This is a genomic window from Mesorhizobium sp. WSM4847 (genome assembly GCF_055811335.1).
Map to the genome: position 1 here is coordinate 153476 of NZ_JBVVPY010000012.1, position 24309 is coordinate 177784.

Here is a 24309-nt window from a genome sequence, read left to right on the forward strand (position 1 = left end):
GCCGGCGACTATTTTTCGCATTGGGCCCGTTTTGCTAGTGTCATTCGTGACAAATCCTGTGCATGGCCGTCGTACCGCTAAATTCCGAGGATGAGGGCGCCTCCGGTGAGACCGGCACCCGCCGCCGCAAGGAGAATCTTTTCGCCCGGCCGAAACGGCTGCGCCCGATGCGAAAGCGAGAGCGAAAGCGGGATGGTCGCGGCGGAAGAGTTGCCGTACTCGGCAATCGTCTTGACGATTGCTTGATCCGTTATTCCGAGGTTCCTCCCGACCACATCGAAAATGCGGACATTGGCCTGGTGTGGCACGAACCGATCGATGTCTTGCGACCGCATTCGGGCAGCAGAGAGGGCCTCCTGCGAGCAGCGAGACATCATCTCCACGGCCTTCGCGAACACTTCGCGGCCGTTGGCGATCGTCATGCGGGTCTGCCCGAGGTCCATGCCGCCGTGGAACGGTGTGTCGCTTCCTCCGGCGGGAATCTGGATCAGCCCGTAGCGCGAGCCGTCCGAAGCCAACGCGGCGCCGAGAATGCCCCGATCCGGCTCTTCGCACGGGGCAATCACCACGGCGCCGGCGGCATCGGCAAACAGCACCGCGCTTGCGCGCTCGACTGGATTGATGCGGCGACTGAGGATGTTGGCGGCGATGACCAAGGTCGCTTTGCCATGGAGACGGGTGAATCCGTCGGCAAACATCAGGGCATAGATGAAGCCGGCGCAGGCGCCTGTGAGGTCGACCGCACCGGCGCGGCCTAAGCCCAGGCGATGTGCTACCAGCGGCGCGCTGGGCGGCAGAAGGTGATCGGGTGTCGAGGTGGCAAGCAGCAGAAGACCGATGTCGCCACGGTCGATGCCGGCATTCGCCAGCGCCATGTCGCCGGCGTGCGCGGCAAGACCCGACAGCGTGTCTTGGTCCGTTGCCCAGAAGCGCGAGCGTATCCCGGTCCGCTGCTCGATCCAGCCGGGCTCAAGCCCGAGACGGATTTCGATTTCCTGGTTCTCCACCTTTCGGGCCGGCGCATGATCGCCAAACCCGAGAAAGCGCGACGATCTGCTCATGCGCTCGGACCGAAGCGTTCGCCGGCCTCTTCGAAGGCGTCATACAATCCGTCGAGTTCCTCTCCGGTGATGCAATAGGGCGGCAGAACATAGAGCACATTACCGAGCGGGCGCACGAGCAGGCCGCGCTCGAGGAAAAAAGCGCGCAGCTTTGGTCCGATCTCGGCCAGATAGCCGGCCGAGCCGGCGCGCAGATCGAGAGCTGCGATCGTGCCGGTCGCCCGGCAATCTGTGAAGTTGGCATTGTTGCGAAAGCGTCGAAGCCCGACGGCTTGCCCGGCGCTCAAGGCCGCAATCCGCTCGGCCACCGGCTCGTCCCGCCAGATCTCGACATTGGCGAGTGCTGCCGCGCAAGCGATCGGATTGGCGGTGTAGGAGCTCGAGTGGAAAAAGGTCTTCTGCCGATCTTCGGAGTAATGGGCCTGGAAGATGGCATCGGTCGCGAGTGTGGCCGCGAGTGGGATTGCGCCTCCGCTCAAGCCCTTCGAGGTGCATAGTATGTCCGGAGAGATCAGCGCCTGCTCGCAGGCGAACGTGCTTCCGGTGCGCCCCCAGCCGGTCATCACCTCGTCGGCGATCAGGAGCGTGCCGGAGGCCTCAGTGATCTTTTTCAATTCGGCCAGAACCCAGGCCGGATACATCAACATGCCGCCGGCGCCGAGCACCAGCGGCTCGACGATCAGCGCGGCGGCGCGGCGGTCGCGCGAGAAAGCCTCGAATCCATCCAGCGTTTCCTGCTCGCGCCCTGCGGCCGGAAACGGAATGGTGTCGACCTGGAACAGCAGGGGTTCGTAGGCGGCGTTGAACACGCCGCGGGCTCCGACGCTCATCGTGCCGATCGTGTCGCCATGATAGCTGTGTTCCATGACGACGATGCGCGAACGCGGCGCGCCGATATTGCGGTAATAGCCGAGCGCCATCTTCAGCGCGACTTCGACGGACGTGGATCCACTGTCGGAATAGAAGACCCAGTCGAGGCCTGCCGGCACTATTTCGATCAGCGCCGAGGCCAATTGCTCTGCCGGCTGATGGGTGAGACCGGCGAAGATCACCTGGTCGAGCATCTCAGTCGCATTCCGGATTGCTTCCATGATCCGTGGATGGCGGTGCCCGTGGGTGACCACCCACCAGGAGGAGATTGCATCGAGGATATGCCTTCCGTCATTCGTCTCTAGCCAAGCCCCTTCCGTGCGGATAACGGACGGCATGGCCGGCTCGATCGCGTGCTGGGTGAATGGATGCCAGACCGGCGACCGCGACATCATTCGCCTCCGGCAATCTTGGCGAGGTCGAAGCCGGCAAACATCGCCTTCCGCAGAGTTTCGCGCGTCAACGGAACGAGGTGTGGCAGCCTGCCGAGCTGACGCACCGCGCCGAATTCGGTGATTGTCCTTTGCGTATCGGCTACCTCTTCGCCGATGAAGGCGATGCCGATCAGCGGGATGGAGCGAACCCGCAGGGCTTCGATCGACAGCAGAGTGTGGTTTATCGTGCCGAGCTCGGTGCGGGCGCACAGAATGACCGGCAGCCGCCATTGAGCGAAGACGTCAATGAATCTTGTCTGTCGGTTGATCGGCACCATCAGTCCGCCAGCGCCTTCGATGACGAGCGGTGTGGGCAGGACCGGAAATGCAAGATCGGCAGCGTCGATCGAGACACCGTCGATTTCGGCTGAACGGTGCGGCGACAGCGGGCTCCTCAAGCGGTGGGCCTCCGGCAGCACGCGCCCGGATGGCAGGCCAGCAAGCCGTTCGACCACCTCACTGTCGGTCTCCTCATCGAGACCCGATTGCACCGGCTTCCAGTAGAAGCCGTCGAGCAGGCCTGCGAGCCCCGCGGCAAAAACCGTTTTGCCAATTCCGGTATCTGTTCCGGTGACGACGATGCGCTTGCTCATGCCGTGGCCAACACTTCGGCAAGCGTTTCGACCATGGCCGAAATGTCAGGCTTGCCGACATTGAGCGTCAGCGAAATGCGCAGCCGCGACGTGCCCTCCGGCACGGTCGGCGGGCGAATGCCGCGTATGTCGAAGCCGCGGGCCTGCAGTGCCGCCGCCATCACCATGGTGCGGCTGACGTCGCCAATGACAAGTGGCTGGATCTGCGAGCCGCTGCGCGCCACGCCACAGCGCTCGGCCAGTTGGCGGCCCGCGAAGGCAATGTACTCATGCAGCTGAACGCGGCGCATCGGCTCGTCGACCAGGATTACGAGCGCTTCGCGCGCCGCCACCGCCGTTAGCGGCGATGGCGCGGTGGCGTAGATAAAGGGCCGGCAGCGGTTGACAATATAGTCGCACAGCACTCCCGGCCCAGTGACGAGTGCGCCGGATGCGCCGAGCGCCTTGCCGCATGTGTGGAGCGCGACAATGTTGTCACGGCCCTCGAAAGCGGCGGCCAGCCCCCGGCCGTCCGGTCCCCAGACGCCGGTGGCATGTGCCTCGTCGACCACTATGAATGCCTCGTACCGATCGGCAAGCTCGACCAGGCTCTCCATCGGCGCCCAGTCGCCATCCATGCTATACAGGCTTTCGACTGCGATCCAGATATGCCCCATGCCACCTTCGGCCCGCCAGCGCCTGATCGCGTCCTCAAAAGCATTTATGTCGTTGTGCGTGGCCGGCCTGAACTCGGCGCGTCCAGCCCGCGCCCCTTCATGCATGCTGGCATGCGCGAGTTCGTCGAGGATCAGCAGGTCGCCCTTCTGCGGCAGGGCGCTCAGCAGGGCGAAGTTGGCGATGTAGCCGCTGCCGAAGAACAGCGCCCGTTCGGCCCCGAAGAACGCCGCCGCATCTGCCTCCAACGCCTCATGTTCCGGCGCGTTGCCGCGCAGGAGCCGCGATCCGGTAGCGCCGACCGGGGTGCCCCCCTCGATTGCCGCCGCGACTGCATCGCCAAGTCTCTTCGACGCAGCAAGCCCGAGATAATCGTTGGACGAGAAGTCGAGCCCGGCGCGCGGCGCCAGCGTCCGCAGCCGGCCCTTGCGTGCCAGACCCTGCAAGGTTGCTTCATAGCGGGCAAGCGGCGGCTCGTTCATCTTGCCTCGCGTGGCATCGGCTCAATGCCGAGACGCCTAAATAGACGATTATCCTTGTCCTCGCCGGGATTGTCCGCCGTCAGCAGCATGTCGCCGACAAAGATCGAATTGGCGCCGGCAAAGAAGCACAGCGCCTGCGTTTCGTCGCTCATCGCCGTCCTGCCGGCGGAGAGCCTTACATAGGACTTCGGCATCATGATGCGGGCGAGCGCAATGGTGCGGACGAAATCGATCGGATCGATGGGCTCGGCCTCGGCAAGCGGCGTGCCTTCGATGGGGATGAGCATGTTGATCGGCACGCTTTCCGGCGGCTCGGGCAGGTTCGCGAGTGTGACCAGCATGTCGATGCGATCGGCCTTTTCCTCTCCCATCCCGACAATGCCGCCGCAGCAGACCTTCATGCCAACCTCGCGCACGTGCCCAAGTGTTTCCAGCCGGTCGGCAAAGGTCCTGGTTGAAACAACCTCGCCGTAATAGCGCTCGGACGTGTCGATGTTGTGGTTGTAGTAGTCGAGACCGGCCGCCTTCAGGCGCTGCGCCTGACTGAGGTCCAGCATTCCAAGCGTCATGCAGGTCTCCATGCCGAGCGCCTTCACGCCCTCGATCATGGCGACGACGGAACCCATGTCGCGTTCCTTCGGACTGCGCCATGCGGCGCCCATGCAATAGCGGGTGGCGCCGGCGTCCCGCGCCTTGATCGCTTCGGCAATGACACGCTCCACCTCCATCAGCTTGGACGCCTTCAGGCCGGTTTCGTAATGCGTAGACTGGCTGCAATAGCCGCAATCCTCCGGGCATCCGCCGGTCTTGATGCTGAGCAGCCGCGACAGCTGCACCCGGTTGCGATCGAAGTTCTGGCGGTGGATTGTCTGAGCCAGGAAGAGCAGGTCATTGAACGGCATCCCGTGGATAGCCTCGGCCTCTTTGCGGTTCCATCGGGATAGTGCCCCCTCGATCGATTGCATGGCTTGCTTCACGTCGCACTCCGAGTTCGTTCCAATCGTCATCATCAAAAGCTTTGTCGCTGGTCCAACAGCACGTGCAGGAGGCTGTCGACCCTCCTCGGGTTCGCTATGATCGTCGATCAGCCCGATGAGCCTGAACCAGTTGGAGGGTGCGCCGCACAAAGATGCAGGCTCGCACGGAGCAGTTCCTGCGTCGGCGCGCTCCAGCGGAGGTGGGAATGCTTTTCATTCCATCTCCATCAGTTCAAGCGCGCGCCGATGCGCCGGCATATCCAGGCCGATGTCGAGGATAGGCGCGCTGTGTGTCAGCCATCCGACTGAGATGAGGTCGACCCCCGTCGCAGCAATCAACGGAGCCGTTTTCGGCGTCACCCGACCGGAAGCCTCGGTGATGGCGCGGCCATCGACGATTGCCACGGCGCGCGCAAGATCCTCAACCGACATATTGTCGAGCAGCACTGCGTCGACTCCCAGCGTGAGCGCTACATCGAGCTGCTCCAGCGTGTCGACCTCGACCTCGATCTTCACCATGTGGCCTGCGGCGGCGCGCGCCCGCTCTATTGCCGTGCCAATGTCGCCGGCGATCGCGATGTGGTTGTCCTTGATCAGCACGGCGTCATCGAGCCCGAAGCGGTGATTGGCGCCGCCGCCGACGCGTACCGCATATTTCTCCAGCGCGCGCAGGCCGGGCGTCGTCTTTCGCGTGCACACGATCTTCGCCTTGTGGCCACGCACGGCCTCGACCATCGTCGCTGTGGCAGTGGCGATGCCGCTCAGGCGGCACAGAAAATTGAGCGCCGTGCGCTCGGCCGTGAGCAGGCCTCGCGCCGGTCCGCACAACTTGGCGATAGTCTCGCCCGCCGCGACATCGCTGCCGTCAGCTCGCCAGATGTGCATGTCGATCGCAGGCTCGACGAGCATGAAGGCGAAGGCGGCCAAATCGAGACCGGCAACGATGCCCATCTGTCGCGACTTGAGCACCAAAGTGGCCGTGCGATCACGCGGGATCACGGCGTCGCTGGTCAGATCACCGCATCTGCCCAGGTCTTCGAGAAGAGCACCGCGCACGATCGGCTCGATCAGGGTTGAGGAAAGGGGTGAGAACGAATTCATGTCAGGGTGCTCCGTATCGGTGCCCGCCAGCTGAGTGCGACGGCGGTCTGTATTGCGCTGCGCAGTGTCAACCGTGACTGGCGCGCATCTGCATCGCGTCCGGGGAAATCGGAACGACAGTGCGAGCCGCGGCTCTCTTCGCGCCGCAGGGCCGCAATGGCGATCATCATCGCGACCAAGGCCGGCCCGGAGCCAGCGCCGTCGTGAGCTGCAATCGGCAACAGGGTCGCCACCCCTTCGCGTAGCGTCTCGCCATCGCGGATGATGCCGAGCGCGGCGGAGACGATTGGGCGGATGCCGGAGGCGTCTGGCCGTTGAGGCACGAATGCGGAACACACGCGCGGTCGCCGGGTGTGTGATACGTCGGCGACGCTTTCAGCAACCCAGCTCGCTGTGACCGCCGCTTCGATAAGCGAGTTGCTGGCGAGGCGGTTCGCGCCGTGCAGACCGGTGCATGCGACCTCGCCGCATGCCCACAATCCCTCGATGGAGCTGCGGCCGGCAGCGTCTACAGCAATGCCGCCCATATGATAATGTGCCGCCGGGCGCACCGGGATCGGGTCGGTCGCGGGATCGATGCCGGCCTGGCGACACAAATCGGCGATCGCCGGAAAGCGCTTGTCAAATCTGAGGCCGAGACATTGCCTTGCGTCCAGGAACACACGGCGTCCGACAGCGAGCTGGTGCCAAACCGCGCGCGCAACCACGTCGCGAGGCGCAAGCTCGCCCCCTGGGGTTTCAGCGAGGAAACGCTCTCCTTGCTCGTCGACGAGCACAGCACCCTCGCCGCGCACCGCTTCGCTCACCAGCGGCATCGGCCGCCGCGGACCATCGAGGGCCGTCGGGTGGAACTGCACGAATTCCAGGTCGGCGAGCTCCGCCCCGGCACAGGCGGCGAGCGCGAGCCCCTGTCCACATGAGCCAGGCGGGTTTGTCGTATCGCTAAATAAGCCGCCGATGCCGCCGGTCGCCAGGACCGCGCGGCGCGTTGGCAAGGCGATTGCGCCCGTGCACCCGGCCGCGACCACGGCGATAATCGCCCCGTCTTCCACGACAAGCCGGCGGGCCTCCACGTTTTCCAGGATAGTGATGGAGGCTGTGCGCCGTGCCGCGGCGATCAGCGCGCGGACCAGCTCGCGACCGGTGGCATCGCCCGCCGCATGCACGATCCGCCGCTGCGAGTGCGCCGCCTCAAGCCCGAGCCGCAACGCGCCGTCAGCGCGTCGGTCGAATGCGACACCGAAGCGCTCTAGAGTCCTGATCGCTTCAGGTGCAGCTCGGACCGTTCGCCGCACCGTCGTCAGATCGCAGAGGCCGTCGCCGGCCGCGAGGGTGTCACAAAGATGAAGTTCGGGACTGTCCTCGCCGCCGACACTTGCCGCAAGACCGCCTTGGGCGAGCTCGCTGCAGGCTTCGGTTCCCAGCCCCGCGTTGGACAGAAGCACAACCGGTTCCGGCGCCAGATGAAGCGCCGTCATCAGGCCTGCCACACCGGCGCCGATGATGACCGGCGCCCCGCCGATGTCATGAACGTCGAGGCTCATATGGAAAGCATACGCTCGACCGAGCGGCGCGCGCGACCTGCAACCCCGGGATCGATCCGAACCTCATGCCGGTTCTCCTCGAGTGCGACGCGAATGTTAGCTAGCGTGATGCGCTTCATGTGCGGGCAGAGATTGCAGGGGCGGACGAACTCGACCTCGGGATGCGCGACCGCGACATTGTCGCTCATCGAACATTCCGTTAGCAAGACTACGCGCGGCGGTTTCTCCCGCTCGACATAATCCAACATGGCCGCAGTCGAGCCGGAGAATTCCGCCTCTGCTACAATCTCTGGCGGGCATTCCGGATGGGCGAGCACGATGACCCCTGGATGCGCATCGCGCAGTTCCCGGATGTCGGCCGATGTGAAGCGCTCGTGCACTTCGCAGTGGCCCTTCCAGGCGATGATCTCGACCTCCGTCTCCGCCGCCACGTTTATCGCCAGATATTCATCGGGCACCATAATCACGCGCGGCACGCCGAGCGATTCCACCACCGCCCTGGCGTTGCCCGAGGTGCAGCAGATGTCCGACTCCGCTTTTACAGCCGCCGAAGTGTTGACGTAGGTGACGACCGGGACCCCCGGATAACGCTGCCGCATCAGCCGCACGTCTTCTGCCGTGATCGAATCCGCCAGCGAGCAACCGGCGCTGAGATCCGGGATGAGGACGATCTTGTTCGGATTGAGCAGCTTGGCCGTCTCGGCCATGAAATGCACGCCGGCAACCACGATGATTTGCGCCTCGACCGTAGCCGCCTTGCGGGCCAGTGCGAGGCTGTCGCCGACAATGTCGGCTACGCAATGGAAGATCTCCGGCGTTTGGTAGTTGTGCGCAAGGATGACCGCATTGCGATCGCGCTTCAGCGCGAGGATGGCCTCAATGTCGTTGGTGAAGGCCGGCCATTCGACTGGCGGGATCACCCGCCGGACGCGCTCGTACAGGGACGCAGCCGTAGGTAACGCCCCAGTCATCAGCGCCTCCGATTATATTCGATCTGACAATAAGGGGAATATGTCTACCTTGACTATAACTATGTCAAGCCCGCGCGAGCGGCAATTTTGTCCCGGCCACAGCCCTGTCATCGAGGACGGCATGGCGGAACCGATAAAGCTTTGCCGGCCGTCCGCCCGTCTCGAGGGAGGTCTCGCCAGTTTCCTCGACCAGCTCTTGCTGCTCAACAAGTCTTCGGAAGTTCGGCTTGTTGATGAGCCTCCCGGCGAGCGCCTCCACGGTCCGCTGCAGCTGAAGCAGTGTGAAGGACGGCCTCATGAGCTCGAACACCACCGGCCGGTACTTGATCTTTGAACGTAGCCGCGCAATGGCGGTCGCCAGGATTCGTCGATGGTCAGCGATCATTGCCTTACCAGATACCGCCGCAGGCGCGACGTCCCGCCCGCCACCAGCCTCTTCGATCAGGGCAGATTCGTAAAGCAACTCGTAGCGTTGGAGCGTGAGTTCCTCGTTCCAATTGCGGTCGTCGAAACCGAAGGCAATCGCGGCGCGCTGCCGGCGTTCGCGTCGCGTGGTGGCGTCGCTGGCGCCCTCAGCCCACTCAGTCAGGCGTGGACGTAAAATATCGAGCACCACCGGCGTGCCGGAGCGATGGTCCTCCCAGGGAAAATACTCGTACCAACTCCGCCACCCGCAATTAGCGGAGCCCGTTGCCTGTTCCTTCCGAGTGAGTGCGAGATAGCTGATTGAGATGGCGCGTTCCTGGCGCTCGGCCCCTATGCGGTCCCGATCGGCGAAGGTGTAGAGCTGCTCGATGTACCCCAGCGGGTGGCCGGTCTGTTGCTCCACCCAACCCCTCAGACCGGATTGCAGCGATCGATGCTCTAGCGCATATGGTCCGGACGGAAGGGTGTCCGCGTTCCCGATGGTGAGAAGGCAGGGTTCACTGTCGTTTACGGCGACGACAACGGCGATCAGGTCCACTTTTGCTTCGTCGGCCTTGAGCGCGGCTCTGCCTTTTCTCGTTTCTTTTGCCTGATGGTCCATGTTCGCGAAAGTGAGTTGGCCCCAAATTCAGGTTGACTGAATCGATTGAATTTAAGCGTTGCCGCACGAACGTCAACACCGCACAGCTGCACGTCTTTTTTTAGCTCTTCGCACTCGCACAAAAATATGCCAAACGCGACACCCACGGCGGGTAACGCTAGGGAAGGATGCGTGGGTTGAGCGCAACTGGTGAGACAAAGGCGATGACACCGCCGGATATTCGAATGCGGAAAGGCCAGACTCCACTCGTCTGCTTGACGGCATATACCACGCCAATCGCCAGTTTGGCCGATCGACACTGCGACATCGTTCTCGTCGGCGACAGCGTCGGCATGGTCCTGCACGGCCTCTCGTCGACGCTGAGCGTCACTCTCGACATGATGATCATGCACGGCCAGGCGGTGCGCCGCGGTCTGGTGCGAGCATTGATGGTCGTAGACCTTCCATTCGGTTCCTATGAAGAAAGCCCCGAGCAGGCCTTCCGCAACGCTGCGCGCCTGATGGCGGAGACCGGTTGTGCAGCGGTGAAGCTCGAGGGGAGGCAGACCATGGCCGAGACGATCCGCTTCCTCGCCGCGCGCGGCGTGCCTGTCATGGCCCATGTCGGCTTGACGCCGCAGGCGGTCAACACTCTCGGCGGCTACCGCGTCCAGGGGCGGGGAGACGATGCCGAGCGCATCAGGCGCGACGCCGGTGCGGTCACGGAAGCCGGCGCTTTCTCGGTGGTGCTGGAGAAAGTGCCCGAGCCGCTCGCACGGCGCATCACTGCGGAGATCACCGTCCCCACAATCGGCATCGGCGCCTCGCCGGCCTGCGACGGCCAGATTTTGGTCAGCGATGATATGCTTGGGCTTTTCGGCTCTTTCCGGCCGAAATTCGTCAAACGCTACGCCGAACTAGGCAAGCAGGCCGATGCGGCGATCGCGGCTTATGCCGCCGACGTGAGGGAACGGCGCTTTCCGGCGGCCGAACATCTCTACGCCAACGAGACGAAGGCCGGAGACGTCACATGAGCGTGCCGATCGTTCGAACCGTTGCCGAACTCCGCGCTGTTGCCGCGGGATGGCGTCGCTCAGGCGCCCGTGTCGCCGTTGTGCCGACCATGGGAGCCTTGCATGAAGGCCATCTGAGCCTCGTGCGGGCCGCGCTTCAGAAGGCCGAGCGGGTAGTCGTGACGCTGTTCGTCAATCCCAAGCAGTTCAACAGTGCCGCCGACCTTGCCGCCTATCCTCGGACGGAAAACGAAGATGCTGCCAAGCTCGTGCCGACAGGCGCACATCTGCTCTATGTACCGGATGCAGACGAGATGTATCCAGCGGGCTTCGCCACGGCCGTTTCGGTGTCCACTCTCAGCGAGGGCCTGTGCGGCGCCTTCCGGCCCGGCCATTTCGACGGCGTGGCGACGGTCGTGGCCAAGCTCTTCCTGCAGACCGGCGCTGACTTCGCCTTCTTTGGCGAAAAGGATTTCCAGCAGCTTCAGCTTGTCAGGCGCTTGGTCCGGGACCTTGACATCCCGATCACGGTGGTCGCATGTCCGACAGTCCGCGAAACCGATGGTCTTGCACTATCGTCGCGCAATAGCCGGCTCTCGCCAGCAGAACGCGCCATTGCCCCAAAGCTGGCTTCGGTCTTGCTCGACACGGCTGAGCGGCTTGCGCGTGGCTCTCCTGTCTTGCCCATGCTTGATGAAGCGCGTGCAACAATTCTGGCGACAGGCTATCGCGAGGTCGAGTACCTGGAACTTCGCGGCGAAACAGACCTGCAGCCGCTAGCAAGGCTTGACCGACCAGCACGCTTGCTTGTCGCGGCTTGGCTCGGCGACACGCGGCTCATCGATAACGTCTTAACATCCCCGGTTGGTAAGTGGCCAGGTCCGCGGCGTTCGCTTCACCGGGAAGCAGCAAAGTAATGCCGGCGATGATGGCGACCAAATCGTCCGCGTCGCATCGATGCGGGGTCGTTTAGATCCAGATTTCCCCTGGCATCGAGCAACATTCGAGGAGGTCGCGCAAAGGGCTGATGTATCGCGTATTCGAAAACTTCGTCGAGCAACTCTCTGCAAGCATCGATGCGGTCGACCTCCATGAGGCGATGGCGTCCGCCGCAGCCGGCTTCGACTTTCCGCTCTTCGCCTATTTCAGTAACCCGTCGGTCTCCGGCCAGACGCCGCGATTGATTTCAAATTATCCTTCATCCTGGACATCGCACTATCTGCAACTGCGCTACCACAGCCATGATCCGGTGATCCTGCGCGGGCTGCAAGGCTGGGATACTTTTGATTGGGGCGTGGATCGACCCCGCCAGTGTCTGCCGGCCTCGCAGCAAGAAATCCTGGAAAAAGCAGCTCACTTTGGCATTCGCGGCGGATTGACCATGTCCATGCATGACCATCGCGGCCGGTTTGCGGCGCTGACCTTCGCTTCCGACCAGTCCCGTCCGCCTCTCTTGCGGTCACTCACTCGCTACGAAAAAGCATTGCAGCTGGTCGCAATCAACTTTCATATACATGCCCGGCGCCAGCTCGCCGAAGATTGCGTGGTGGATGGCATAACGCTGACCCCGCGGGAGTTCGAATCCCTGAAATGGGCGGCGCGCGGTAAGTCCGCCTGGGATATCAGCCAGATCCTCGGCGTCTCGAAACGCACCGTGACCTTCCATCTGGAAAACGCCAAGGCAAAGCTTGGCGTGCGAACCATAAACCAGGGCATAGCACGGCTGACTGCTTCCCGTCAGTGGAGATCCTGACCTCCTTTTGTTGGAAAGCTGTAAAGGTCTACAGGCTGCATCAATGTCGGCTTTGCTCTTCGATGGCGGGAACACATCCTGCACGGAGGCGACAGATGATGCAGCTGATAACACCTGAACTCTACGGCGAGTTTCCAAACGAGCTCAACGAAATGCACGGGCTCAGGCATCGGGTCTTCAAGGAAAGGCTGGATTGGGAAGTTCAGACCGAAAGCGAGATGGAAACAGACGCATTTGACAGCCTGAACCCCGTCTATCTGCTTCTCAAGGGATCCGACTGGCGAATTTGCGGTTGCGTTCGTCTTTTACCGACTACCGGACCGACAATGTTGCGCGACACGTTTCCGATGCTGCTGGGTGAGACTGCGGCGCCCGCGAGTGCCCGCATTTGGGAGAGCAGTCGTTTCGCACTCGATCTCCCTCCATCAGCGCCTAAGTCTGGCGGACTGGCGCAAGCAACATACGAGCTCTTCGCCGGCATGATCGAATTCGGCTTGGCGAATAATCTCACTCGGATTGTGACAGTGACCGATACGCGCATGGAACGGATCCTGCGTCTCGCAACGTGGCCGTTGACGCGCATCGGACAGCCGAAGCCGGTTGGTAACACGGAGGCGGTCGCCGGTTTTCTCGAGATTTCCCACGCTAGCCTCAAGCGCATCCGCTGGAGGGGACGTCTGAACGGACCTGTATTATGGCAACCGGTTCTCGGCCTGCCGGCCTAGCGCTTGACGATGCTCAGCCTGACCAATGCTCCTGCCCGCGGGCGCTCCGTACGGTTGATATGCTGGCCGGACGGCGTAGTGCGAAGCTTACGACTATTCCGGTCGATTCCCCCGCACGACCTGGGCCCAGGAAGTTTTTAGGTGCAATCCGCAATTCCGGCGTTACCACGCCAAATGGCGCGCCCCGCCGCAGACACCCGAGTTTTTGGAGCCGTAAAAGCCCGGATTTCTTTACGCCGCAAAAAAGCAGCAACCCCGGAATCGTTCACAGAGCAGCCAAGGCCTGCACCGCTGGACGATTGCTCCTCTCAGCGGTGCCTTCTGGTACCAAAAAAGCCCCGGCGCTGGGTCGATGCGCCGGGGCTTTGGGCACGTACGAGCTACACCAACATGTCCGCTTATGAACGTGCGCTAATAAAATGAACGAATGGTGAATCGCGCAATAGCTCGCCGAACGTGGTTCGTATTCATGCTCCCATGTAAGAAGTGTTGCAGTTGTGTGTGGGTGTCAAGTTCTTGTGTGGATGCCAGCCATTTTGCAAGGAGGAACCTGAAGCATTGGACATGTGATCGAGTGCGGTCATGTGTCAGGCCTTGATTTGCGGCCGTTCCATGTGCCGCGGGCCGGTATGGTGATGCGCGGATCAGGTCCAAATCAGCAAAGCGAGCTTGCGTGGGCTCTCAACTTGACTCTGGTTTTCCTGACCCCGATCTGATCGATCATTTGCCCATGCAGTTCATGCCTTCCTCACATCTCCGACGTCCCGGTCTCAGGTGCGTTGTTGCAAATCACGCAGGCACCGTCGCCGGATTCCGGTAGTCCTCCTGTTTCGTCAGCATGGCCCAGATGCCACGCGCCATCTTGTTGGCCAGCGCGATTGCCACCAGCATGCGCGGTTTCTTCAACATCAAGCGGGCAAGCCAGGAACCGTCGGGCGCGCGCCTCCGAGACGCCCATCGAACCACAGCCATGGCGCCGATGATGAGCAACCGCCGAATATCGCGCTGGCCCATCTTCGATACCTTCCCTAGTCGTTGCTTGCCGCCGCTCGACTTCTGCCGAGGGACCAGCCCGAGCCAGGCGGCGAAATCGCGACCGCACTTAAAGGCTTCCATCGGTGGCGCAAAGGTTTCAATGGCAAGGGCAGCGATAGGGCCGACACCGGGCATGGTTTGCAAGCGCCGAGATGTTGCAGCTTGCTTGGACAGCGTGTCGATCGTCTTCTTCAATGCCGCGAGCCGGCTGCTCAACTGTTCGATCTGGTCAAGTAGAGCGCTGCAGATGTCGCGGACTAGATCCGGCAGGTCTGCGCTCTCGTCCTCGACGATCTCTGCCAGACGTGGCAGGTGGCCGATGCCTTGCGGAGCAACATAACCGAACTCATAGAGGTGCGCGCGCAGCGCATTCACCAATTCGGTTCGCTGATTCACGAACTGCTCTCTGGTGCGAAACACGATAGCCCGGGACTGCTGCTCCTTGGTCTTCGGTTCGACAAAGCGCATTGTCGGTCGTTGCGCTGCTTCGACGATCGCCTCCGCATCTGCGACGTCGTTCTTCTCTGGTTGCCGCCCTTGATGCAAGAAGCCTTCCAACCTGATGTGCCGGTGATCGAGTGCGTCTTCTCTCAGGCCTGTCGTTGCGGCCTTTCAAGAAGCCGCGGGCCGGTATGGTGATCTGCGGATCGGGTCCAAATCTTCTGCAAGAGCTTTCAAGCTCGGGAACGACGGCTGGTTTTCCCAATCCAGATCTTTTCGATCATTGTGCCCATTCAGGTCATCGACTTCCTACACCTTTTTCACCGGCGCCAGTTTGTGTGGTGATGCATATGCGTCATGCAGCCACAACTCGCGCCGGATTTCGATAATCCTCTTTCTTTGTCATCATCGCCCAGATCGCCCGCGCCATCTTGTTCGCAAGCGCGATCGCGACCAGCATGAGCGGCTTGCGACGCAGCATCCGTGCCAGCCATGAACCCTCGACGATGGATTTGCGGGCCAGCACTGTCAGGCGTGACATGGCGCCGATGATCAACAAAGACCGGATATCGGTCTGGCCAGCCTTCGACACGCGTCCAAGTCGCTCCTTGCCGCCGGAGGTGTATTGACGTGGCACGAGCCCAAGCCAGGCCGCAAAGTCCCGCCCGCGTTTGAAGCTCTCCATCGGCGGAGCAAAGCCGCTGATCGCCAACGCGGTCTGGGGCCCGACACCAGGCATTGTCTGCAGGCGCCGCGCTGTATCGGTCGCCAGGGAAAGGGCTTTGGCCTTTGCCGTTTTGACGTCGATCCGGGCCGTCTTTTCAGCAATCTGTTCGAGCAGATCAAAGCATTCCTCGCGCACCAGAGCAGGCAGGTCACTGTTCGGCTCCTCCAGAATAGTCTCAATCCGCTTGATATGGGCGATCCCTTTCGGAATGATGTGACCATATTCGTACAGCACCGAACGCAGAGCGTTCACAAGCTCGGTGCGCTGATGGAGGAGGCGCTCCCGACCTCGGAACAACACAGCGCATGCCTGCTGATCTTCCGACTTCGGCTGTACAAAACGCATCTCCGGGCGCTGTGCTGCAACGACGATTGCTTCAGCATCGGCAGCATCGTTTTTCTGCCGTTTGACAAAGGGCCGCACATATTGAGGTGCGATCAGCTTCACCTCGTGGCCAAGCTTGACCATTTCTCGAGCCCAGTAGCTCGCGCTGCCGCATGCTTCCATCACAACCACAGCAGGCGGCTGGCATGCCATGAACTGCCGGAACCGTGACCGCGTCAGCTTCTTACGGAATCTCAGATGCCCCGTCATTGTCGCGCCGTGAAGCTGGAAAACGTTCTTTGCCAGGTCCACCCCGATCATAGTATCTTTCATTTGCCGTCCTCTCCTTCATGTGGCGTTGAACACCACGACCTTGGCACATTGCGATGCCGTCTGGGGAGGGCGGCAACCATCCCATCTTCTGCCGCTTGACGAACGGTTTGACATAGGCCGGGGCAATCAGTCTTGGCTCATGGCCAAGCCGAGCCATCTGACGGGCCCAGTAGTGGGAGCTGCCGCACGCTTCCATCGCCACGACACATGCCGGTTGACTCGCCATGAACTTGCAAAACTGCAGGCGCGACAGCTTCTTGCGGAACACAACCGATCCATCAGCTGCCGCCCCGTGCAGCTGAAAGACGTTCTTTGCCAGATCGATCCCAATGATGGTAACCTTTTCCATGGATGCCTGCCTCTCCTTTGCGTGGCGCTAACACCACAAACTTTGGCACATTGCGATGCCGTCGGAGAAGGCTGGCATCCACCCCATCAGCAAAAATGGCGTGGCATTCAGCGGTGACGTTGGCGTGTCCGCCGCGCAGCCCCGTGTTTAGCGGAGCGGCGGACATGGCGGCCGCGTCTCAGGCGGCCAGTGCCCTCAGGTTCTCCTTCTTGTGCTCGCGCAGATGATCCATGTTGAGGTAGCGGGTCGCCTCAAGCCAGTTCTCGTGGATCTCCACTGATTGCGCGCTTTTCCTGCTCAATTAACTGCAGAAGCGCGGCGTAACCGCCAAGCAGGCGCACCGGCGGAATATTTTCGCGCAATCCTGTAACGTGAAGGAGAAGGTAACTAAGGAGCGCGGCTCCTGCGCGTGAGGTATATCCGAACGTGTGCAGCAGATCGTCGCGCTCTCCCCGGACACATCCGTGCGTCACGGAACCTCGGTGGCCGGCCGCTCGGACGCGCAGGCGGATCCGGATCCAGAAATCCACAGATGCATTCCGGTCATGCTAGCTGCCAAGCATATGACCGGCATTTCGCAAAGCGCCTAGGAAGAGACCGGCATGGACGGTGACATCGATCTTGGCCTGCATTGACAGGGGCATGCTGGCCCAGTTCTCCAATGGCGAAATGAAACGTGAGAAAGTGCCATTGACCATGCAAGAGCGGGTAACAAGGCCTTGTCTGTCCAACGCGACCACGCCCGTCTGGTCGGCTCGATATCGGATGGCTGCGATCCGCTGGACCTCCGAGTCACCATCGACCCGCACGTCGAAAACCAGGACACCGTGGCTCCTCGTGGCTATCTCTGCGGCTTTTTGGTTGAAGCTTAGGGAGAGTGAGCGGACGCTTTCGACCGCCATCTGGAAAATCGCCAAATCCAGTTCATCCAACGCCATGTAGGCTATTGCGCGCAATATAGGAGTGATTGCAACGACGCACACGGCTTGTTCACAGGTGCCGGCTCACGACCAATCCTTCAACTGGTTTTGCCACTCGGCCACCGACGGATTCGTGTTCCAGATCGAACTGATCCTGAAGCGGGGCGCGCGCACTGTCCTTGAACTTGGGCTTCTGCACTCCCGCCGCTAACGAACTCCGTACCTTCCTCGTTACTTCGCCAATTCGCGTGTGGCCTATGCAAGCATCCGTAACGCAGATTTGGACAGGTCAGCTTTCCCAGCAATGCCTCGAGGTCGCTTCGCATCTGTCCTTCTGAGCATATGCTTGGGTTTGGACATCCATGAAAGAGCCCGCTGTTTGTGCCCGGTGCGCCACGGCACGTCAGCGATCAGATTCCACCGGGTTCACAAAGTTGACTCGCTGGGGTAGGGGGACCGCAGAGAAATCTCCGGTCGCAGCCTTACCCGGTCAAAACAAGGATACCACGATGAAGACTCTCGTCATCTGCTCCGGCGGATTGGACTCCGTTTCCCTTGCTCACAGCGTGGCAGCGGAGCACGAGCTCGCCGGCCTCCTGTCTTTCGATTACGGCCAACGGCACAGGAAAGAATTGGGCTTCGCCGCTCTCTGCGCGGAGCGACTGAACACTATGCACCAGATCATCAACATCCCCGAAATCGGCCGCGGCCTTTCCGGCTCAGCGCTCACCGATAATTTCGACGTGCCGGACGGCCACTACGCCGAAGACACGATGAAGATCACGGTAGTGCCGAACCGGAACGCCATCATGTTGGCAATTGCCTTCGGTCTCGCCACCGCGCACAAGGCCGAAGCGGTGGCGATGGCCGTCCATGGTGGGGACCATTTCATCTATCCAGATTGCCGTCCGGCCTTCATCGAAGCTTTCCAGATGATGCAAGACCGCGCGCTGGAAGGCTACGCAGAGATTCGCCTTTATACGCCTTACGTCAACCTCACGAAGGGCGACATCGTCCGGGATGGAGCAAGACACGGAACGCCATTTGCGGAGACCTGGTCGTGTTACAAGGGCGGCGAGCGTCACTGCGGACGGTGCGGGACCTGCGTGGAGCGGCGCGAGGCGTTTCATCTCGCGGGGCACGCTGATCCTACCGACTACGAAGACCCTGTCTTTTGGCTCGAGGCGCTGCGGAGGAGAAGCGCCTGATGTTCCGCATCACCAAGGAATTCCACTTCTCGGCCTCGCACCAGCTCACCTCTTTGCCGCCGGATCATCAGTGCGCGCGCCTGCACGGGCATAACTACATCGTCGAAGTGGAACTTTCGGCGAAGGACCTGGACGCGCACGGCTTCGTGCGCGATTATCACGATCTGGCGCCGCTCAAACGCTATATCGACGAGAGCCTCGACCATCGGCACCTCAACGAGGTGCTGGGACATGAGCAAGTCACGGCGGAATACTTGGCCAGACATTTCTATGAATGGTGCAAGGCACGTCTGCCGGAAACCGCGGCAGTGCGGGTGAGCGAAACCCCGAAAACCTGGGCGGAATACCGGCCGTGACGGACACGTGTCCCGCAATCCGTGTGAGCGAGATATTTGGGCCCACGATCCAGGGCGAGGGAGTGCTCATCGGCTTGCCTACAGTCTTCATCAGAACCGGCGGGTGTGACTACCGGTGCTCCTGGTGCGACAGCCTCCATGCGGTGGACAGTCAATTCCGCCACGAATGGGAGATGATGCCAATCGATGCGGTGTGGCAAGGCGTCGTTGGGCTTTCCGGTGGCCGGCCAGTGATGGTGTCGCTGTCAGGCGGTAATCCGGCCATTCAGCCCTTCGGTGCGCTGATCGAGCGAGGCCATGGTGAAGGTTACCGTTTTGCGCTGGAAACCCAGGGTTCGGTGGTCAGTGACTGGTTTGCGGATCTTGATGTGCTGGTTCTCAGCCCAAAGCCGCCGTCAAGCGAAATGAGGACCGATTGGGCTGCATTCCAGGCGTGCATAGAAGCGGCGCAGCAGAAGCCGCAAATCGTGCTCAAGCTCGTTGTTTTCGACGAGAATGACTACGCCTACGCCAAAGACGCCGCGGCGCGATTTCCGCACCTTCCGGTCTATCTGCAACCCGGCAATCACACGCCACCGCGCCCTGGCAATGAAGACGCACCTGTCGACCTGGACGGAATAATAAAACGCATGGAGTGGCTTGTGGAAAAGGTGACACACGACAGGTGGTTCGAAGCACGCGTGTTGCCGCAGTTGCACGTTTTGCTCTGGGGAAACAGGAGAGGCGTCTAGTCGCGCCTGTGCGGGAAATGCGCCGCCATTTGGCGGCGCTGCCGGGTACTTCCTGAGGTGCTCGATGCCGAGATGGTGCTGGGCGCTTCGAAAGTGAGCGCGCACCGGAGCGGCTAGCTACCGCTACGCTGTATTGTGGCCGCAACCTTTGGCAGCCATCCATCCATGGCGTGGATGGGCTTCATCGAAACAAACGATTTTCTCAACCTTCCGGAATCTCGCATTGCCTCAGCACCGGACACGCATCGACCGTCCCTGCCTCTGTCGCGTGAAAAGGAACCCGAAAGGGGAAAATCTTTGCATGAGCTCAGACGTGCGCTGGAAATTGTCCTGGGAATGAGTTGCAGCAGGCCGACGATTTCGAATTGTCCGACCTCTCTTTGTTAGCGGAGTCTTTCCCCTCTCAGAACCGTTGAACGGCCGGCGTCACCTAGGCCTAACTCATTCAGGCCAGTCCGCACCTGCCTCTTCCCGCAAAGAAATTCGACAGCCCATCTTTGCGCCCGTCATTGCCGTCGCTGGTCGGCAAAGCTTCCGGACTGACCGGGGCTGACGCCGGAACTCCTCTTTCACTCGCAGCCGCGAACACTGCAAACCACCAGTCGTCTCAGAGTCGTTTGCCGCGTTAATTTGTCAACGCGGATAATATTGGAAGCAATCCAACCTACACAGACATAACTAGGCAAGCAATGTTGTACGTATAACCTTCGGAATGGCAATGGGATACTTTACAAAGCGCGACACCAATCAAATTATATACCGCAGCTGGGAGGAGTCGGAACAGTCAAGCGCCAAGTTGCGAATTTTGGCGCTTAAGCTTGATCGTGTCGGGGACTTTTGGATGTCTCTGGCGCCCCTGATGGACCTGCGTCAGCGCTTTGCGCATGCCCACATTACGCTGGTGGTCGGAAGCTGGAACATCGACACTGCAAAACAGTTCGACCTCGCCGACGATTACGTTGCTTTTGACTTCTTTCCTCGCAACCCGAAGGTCGATACCCGCAAGAAAGCGGCCGACATACGGCCGCTGCTGACCGGCGAGTTTGATCTTGCCATTGATATGCGTGTCCCGGATGAGACAAGGCCCATTTTGCTCGAAGTCCCCGCCAGGCATCGTGCGGCGATAGTTGATCCTTACGGAATGCATCAGATCGATATTGCGATAGCGCCATTCGATCTGAAATTGCGCAGAACCATCTTCTACAAGCTGGCCCAAAAAATAGGGATCGCCGACAAATTCCCTCGCACATGGCTTGATTGGTTCGTTGACCGTAAGCAGGTACGTCTCCAGCATGTGTCGGAAATCCTCCTCTTTCTGGTCGCAAAGGCAGCGGCCTGTTTCGACGCAGAAAGTGAAGCGGGCCGCCGACAGAGTTCGACAGAAGGCAAGTCCCCGATCGTCGTGGCTCCGTTTTCGAATTCCAGCCTGCGCGATTGGCCGATCGAAAACTTTGGCAAACTTGTCGCTGCTCTTTCTACCCGTAGTGAGGTGATCCTCGTCGGTCGTGGCGAAAGCCGGGAAGCGCTTGAGGAGGTCGCGATGACAGCTCGCGACCGTGGGGCCGCGGAGATTCGAACGGCTGTCGACTTGTCAGAATTGGAATTCAATCATCTCATGAATTCGGCCGCGCTCGTGGTGTCGAACAATTCAGGCACTGGGCATGTCGCTGCCCAGCTTGGCCGCCCTACTGTCGGAATTTTCACCGCGTCACATCTACCGGAAATTTGGGGTTTCCGTGGTCCACTGGTCAGCATGCTTATGAGCGTTATTGAATGTCGGGGATGTGGTCTGGACAAAGTGCGGCGCTGTCCGGTCAAAGTCCGCTGCAAGTTCGACATCACGCCCGATCTGGTGATTGCCGAGGTAGACGCCTTGATGAATTATTGTAAGGGGCGGGACAAACTTATTGTGGCTCGCGGGCGGTGCGGCCAGAACGACGATCGCGCGCGAAGAGGCAGCTCAGGGCCCATGCCGTAACCCGGCCGGTCGATTACTCCATCTGTGGAGCGCCAGACTGTACGCATCGCGGTAGCGATCCCCTGTCGACAGCGGTGTTTGATATCCGACAAGCTCAGCCGACTGGGCGATGGCTTGGACATAGCCATAGCCAGATGTCGACCATCTAGATCCCGATCGCAGCCACCAAGGCAAACAGGTTGCCTCGACGACCTTTCGGCCGCTGCCAGGCCGCATGTCCGCCGACGGTCTGCCCTTGTTTTTAAGAGGGCACGCGGCTGCGGCGAATGCGGCACTGCGTGAGAGGTCCTGCGCGTTATCGCGCCGCCGCTGCTTGGCACGGCACTTGCGCCCGAGATGGCAGCAGCGTTCGACCGGAGCGCCGCCAGTGAGAGGCCTTGAAGCAGGAAGAGCCCGACCCGATCCGGCAGGGAGAGAAACGGTGTTAGCTCCACAAGTCCACAGCGCGAACGCCGGGCCTCGTAAGCCCCATATTGCGCGGCTTTACGTTCAGGTGCTTGCCGCCGTCGCCCTTGGCGTCGCTGTTGGCTTTTTCTATCCGGCGACCGGAGAGGCTCTGAAGCCGCTCGGCGATGCTTTCATCAGGCTCGTGAAGATCATCATCGCGCCTGTCATCTTCCTGACAATTGCGACCGGCATCGGCGGCATGAACGATCTCAAGAAGGTCGGCCGGGTCGCCGGCAAGGCAATGATCTATTTCCTCACCTTCTCGAGCCTCGCATTGATTGTCGGTCTCATTGTCGCAAATGTCGTTCAGCCAGGTGCCGGCGTCAACATCGATCCAGCCTCGCTCGATGCTCAGGCCGTGAAGGGCTATGCCGCCAAGGTCCACGAGCAGTTCGTGACCGGCTTGCTGATGCCGTCAATCGTTGGTGCCTTCGCCGAAGGCGATATCCTGCAGGTCCTGTTCTTCTCGGTGCTGTTCGGCATCGCCCTGGCGATGGTCGGCGACACGGGCAAGCCTGTGCTTTCTTTGCTTCAGGCGCTCCTTGCGCCGGTGTTCAAGCTGGTCGGCATTCTGATGAGGGCCGCGCCCGTCGAAGGGTCGAGCGCCAGGCGTTCGGTCGTGAGCCTCGGCATCCCGGCCGGATATTCATTCAATCTGCACGGCACCAATATCTACATGACGCTGGCCCCCCTCTTCCTCGCCCAGGCGACGAACACGGATCTGTCGATCGGCTGTCGGATCCTGCTGCTGTTCGTCGCCTTGCTCTCTTCGAAGGGAACAACTCGCATTACCGGTGCGGGCCTCCTCACGTTGGCTGCGGCGCTCTTTGTCGTTCCGACCGCCCCAGCTGCCGGCGCGACGCTTATTCTTCGCGTCGACCACTTTGTGTCGGAGTGCCGTGTGCTGACCATTTTTCTCGGCAACGCAGTGGGAAGGCTCGTTGTCGCCCGGAGCAGGCGAGCCGGATGATGGACGATTGGCAAAGGCTCTCACGAGCGGGTGCTTCGGCGCTCGGGCGTTCGTTGAAGGGCAGATCGCCCGGCGTGATGACCGGTGGTCTCGGCTGGCAACTCGCGAACGCCGCTCAGCTATTGCAGTCAGCCCATTGGAGCGAAGCCGTCATAAAACAACCGCCAGATGGCGCCGGCATCGACATTGTGAGCCTCCCCCGCGACTGCCGATACTGCGGGAAGTGCCGGGCAAGCGATCCAAAGCGACGACCAACTTTCACGCAAAAAGGCCAGCCGTTGCTGCCCCGTTAACGGCTGATTGGAGCCCGACCCATGTCAAAGCAAAACGCCGTCCTTGTCGCCGTAATCGGTTTTTTAGTCCTCGCCCTGTCCGTGCTGGGAACGCTAAGGCGACAGCCAGATAGGTTGACGACCTGCAACGGCTCGGAGATGAACGCCTTGCTCGCGGCGGACTTGAGGATACTCATTCCGCAGCATCGCGACGCACTCCTCAACGACCTCGCCTCGCCAGTCGCCGGCAATCCGCAGGGCGACGTCCCCCTGGCCTCATTCCTCGACTACAACTGCCCGCTGTGCAAGGAAATGGACCTCATTCTCCAGCAAGCCCTCAAGCATGATCCCAATCTGAGGATTGTGCGTAAACAGCTCCCGGTCCTGGGACCTGCTTCCGAATTCGCCGCGCGTGCGGCGCTCGCCTCCCACAAACAGGGAAAATATGAGGCGTTTAATCGCGCCCTTTTTGCTTTTCCTGGCTTGGTGAACCAAAGAACCACCCTAGTCATTGCGGCACGTGTCGGCCTCGATGTTGAGCAGCTCAAGCGGGATATGGAAGGCCCAGCCATCACCGAAGCCATCGCACGCGATCGCGCGCTCGCGAATGAGCTGTACATCACCGGCACGCCGGCGTTGGTGGTCGGCGACGAAGTGATAGCCGGGGTGGTAGAGACGGCCGGGCTGCGAAGCTGCATCGCCGATGTGCGCGCAAACGCCAAGGTTCAGTCTTCCACAGCTGCAAAATGGGCATTTTGACCGCATCAACTGCTCTCGGGACCAGAGTCCTGAGCGCCCGCGCGCCTGAAGGCGCGCGCCGGGTGCTCGTGCACCGAGCCCGCTTTTCTTCGACAGGCTCAGGCGGTCTCGGCCATCCGGCTTCGCCCCCTTGACGCCGGCAGCCTGTCGGCTGCTGACGGTCGCCGGCCAGCTGGCCGGCGTCGATTTTGTGGTGGCCTTCCCCGGTGGCGCGCGGTGGGCGGCACTCCCTTCTAGGCCAGCCGCGGCATCCCGCAACCCTCCGCTTGCCGCTC

Annotated in this window: 21 protein-coding genes and 2 pseudogenes; 10 read left to right on the forward strand and 13 right to left on the reverse strand. The window is 61.3% G+C overall.

Annotated features, from left to right (window positions below; all coding sequences use genetic code 11):
- Positions 1-77 precede the first annotated feature (77 nt).
- The 9 genes from AC0L28_RS18955 to AC0L28_RS18995 form a co-directional block, all read right to left on the reverse strand.
- A complete protein-coding gene (locus AC0L28_RS18955) occupies positions 78-1061 on the reverse strand; it encodes a beta-ketoacyl-ACP synthase III (protein WP_473479425.1) in 984 nt (327 codons plus the stop codon).
- A complete protein-coding gene (locus AC0L28_RS18960; RefSeq protein WP_473479427.1) occupies positions 1058-2323 on the reverse strand; it encodes an adenosylmethionine--8-amino-7-oxononanoate transaminase in 1266 nt (421 codons plus the stop codon). The genes AC0L28_RS18955 and AC0L28_RS18960 overlap by 4 nt, the downstream gene beginning before the upstream one ends.
- Entirely contained in the window at positions 2323-2958 is a 636-nt protein-coding gene (gene bioD / locus AC0L28_RS18965; protein WP_473479430.1) for a dethiobiotin synthase, read from the reverse strand. Before bioD ends, AC0L28_RS18960 begins: the two co-directional genes overlap by 1 nt.
- Positions 2955-4094: an 8-amino-7-oxononanoate synthase gene (locus AC0L28_RS18970; RefSeq protein WP_473479434.1), complete on the reverse strand. Its 1140-nt coding sequence runs from the start codon at positions 4092-4094 to the stop codon at positions 2955-2957. Before AC0L28_RS18970 ends, bioD begins: the two co-directional genes overlap by 4 nt.
- Positions 4091-5101, reverse strand: coding sequence for a biotin synthase BioB (gene bioB, locus AC0L28_RS18975; protein ID WP_473479587.1), 1011 nt, complete (start codon positions 5099-5101; stop codon positions 4091-4093). The genes AC0L28_RS18970 and bioB overlap by 4 nt, the downstream gene beginning before the upstream one ends.
- A gap of 183 nt (positions 5102-5284) precedes the next feature.
- Positions 5285-6172, reverse strand: coding sequence for a carboxylating nicotinate-nucleotide diphosphorylase (gene nadC / locus AC0L28_RS18980; protein WP_473479436.1), 888 nt, complete (start codon positions 6170-6172; stop codon positions 5285-5287).
- On the reverse strand, positions 6169-7716 hold the full coding sequence (locus AC0L28_RS18985; protein WP_473479438.1) for an L-aspartate oxidase: 1548 nt from the start codon (positions 7714-7716) through the stop codon (positions 6169-6171). The genes nadC and AC0L28_RS18985 overlap by 4 nt, the downstream gene beginning before the upstream one ends.
- A complete protein-coding gene (nadA, locus tag AC0L28_RS18990; protein ID WP_473479441.1) occupies positions 7713-8687 on the reverse strand; it encodes a quinolinate synthase NadA in 975 nt (324 codons plus the stop codon). Before nadA ends, AC0L28_RS18985 begins: the two co-directional genes overlap by 4 nt.
- Before the next feature lie 64 nt (positions 8688-8751).
- Positions 8752-9714, reverse strand: coding sequence for an NUDIX hydrolase (locus AC0L28_RS18995; protein ID WP_065009870.1), 963 nt, complete (start codon positions 9712-9714; stop codon positions 8752-8754).
- 176 nt (positions 9715-9890) lie between these two features.
- Here AC0L28_RS18995 and panB point away from each other — a divergent pair, with 176 nt between their 5' ends.
- The 4 genes from panB to AC0L28_RS19015 all read left to right on the forward strand — a co-directional run bounded on the left by panB (position 9891) and on the right by AC0L28_RS19015 (position 13184).
- On the forward strand, positions 9891-10727 hold the full coding sequence (gene panB / locus AC0L28_RS19000; protein ID WP_473479443.1) for a 3-methyl-2-oxobutanoate hydroxymethyltransferase: 837 nt from the start codon (positions 9891-9893) through the stop codon (positions 10725-10727).
- Positions 10724-11623 carry a pantoate--beta-alanine ligase gene (panC, locus tag AC0L28_RS19005; protein WP_473479445.1) on the forward strand — a complete coding sequence of 300 codons (900 nt, stop codon included), beginning with the start codon at positions 10724-10726 and terminating at the stop codon, positions 11621-11623. Before panB ends, panC begins: the two co-directional genes overlap by 4 nt.
- A gap of 110 nt (positions 11624-11733) precedes the next feature.
- Positions 11734-12459, forward strand: a complete 726-nt coding sequence (locus tag AC0L28_RS19010) for a LuxR family transcriptional regulator (RefSeq protein WP_473479447.1) — start codon at positions 11734-11736, stop codon at positions 12457-12459.
- Positions 12460-12554: 95 nt separating this feature from the next.
- Positions 12555-13184 carry an acyl-homoserine-lactone synthase gene (locus AC0L28_RS19015; protein WP_473479450.1) on the forward strand — a complete coding sequence of 210 codons (630 nt, stop codon included), beginning with the start codon at positions 12555-12557 and terminating at the stop codon, positions 13182-13184.
- Positions 13185-13973: 789 nt separating this feature from the next.
- Here the strand turns inward: AC0L28_RS19015 and AC0L28_RS19020 are convergent.
- The 4 genes and pseudogenes from AC0L28_RS19020 to AC0L28_RS19035 form a co-directional block, all read right to left on the reverse strand.
- Positions 13974-14744 (reverse strand): annotated as a pseudogene (locus AC0L28_RS19020) (IS110 family RNA-guided transposase); the annotation flags it as partial.
- Between the two features lie 271 nt (positions 14745-15015).
- Entirely contained in the window at positions 15016-16044 is a 1029-nt protein-coding gene (locus AC0L28_RS19025) for an IS110 family RNA-guided transposase (protein WP_065012380.1), read from the reverse strand.
- 84 nt (positions 16045-16128) lie between these two features.
- A pseudogene (locus tag AC0L28_RS19030) lies at positions 16129-16393 on the reverse strand (IS110 family transposase); the annotation flags it as partial.
- Between the two features lie 548 nt (positions 16394-16941).
- Entirely contained in the window at positions 16942-17331 is a 390-nt protein-coding gene (locus AC0L28_RS19035; protein ID WP_473479453.1) for a hypothetical protein, read from the reverse strand.
- 491 nt (positions 17332-17822) lie between these two features.
- Here AC0L28_RS19035 and queC point away from each other — a divergent pair, with 491 nt between their 5' ends.
- From queC to AC0L28_RS19065, 6 genes are all read left to right on the forward strand, one after another.
- On the forward strand, positions 17823-18521 hold the full coding sequence (gene queC / locus AC0L28_RS19040) for a 7-cyano-7-deazaguanine synthase QueC (protein ID WP_008874722.1): 699 nt from the start codon (positions 17823-17825) through the stop codon (positions 18519-18521).
- Positions 18521-18877 carry a 6-carboxytetrahydropterin synthase QueD gene (gene queD, locus AC0L28_RS19045; RefSeq protein WP_065010611.1) on the forward strand — a complete coding sequence of 119 codons (357 nt, stop codon included), beginning with the start codon at positions 18521-18523 and terminating at the stop codon, positions 18875-18877. The genes queC and queD overlap by 1 nt, the downstream gene beginning before the upstream one ends.
- Entirely contained in the window at positions 18874-19608 is a 735-nt protein-coding gene (gene queE / locus AC0L28_RS19050) for a 7-carboxy-7-deazaguanine synthase QueE (RefSeq protein ID WP_473479590.1), read from the forward strand. The genes queD and queE overlap by 4 nt, the downstream gene beginning before the upstream one ends.
- A gap of 718 nt (positions 19609-20326) precedes the next feature.
- Positions 20327-21586: a glycosyltransferase family 9 protein gene (locus AC0L28_RS19055; protein ID WP_473479458.1), complete on the forward strand. Its 1260-nt coding sequence runs from the start codon at positions 20327-20329 to the stop codon at positions 21584-21586.
- 421 nt (positions 21587-22007) lie between these two features.
- Positions 22008-23003, forward strand: a complete 996-nt coding sequence (locus tag AC0L28_RS19060; RefSeq protein WP_473479460.1) for a cation:dicarboxylate symporter family transporter — start codon at positions 22008-22010, stop codon at positions 23001-23003.
- A 314-nt stretch (positions 23004-23317) separates the two neighbouring features.
- Positions 23318-24034, forward strand: coding sequence for a DsbA family protein (locus AC0L28_RS19065; protein WP_473479462.1), 717 nt, complete (start codon positions 23318-23320; stop codon positions 24032-24034).
- The last annotated feature ends 275 nt before the right edge of the window (positions 24035-24309 follow it).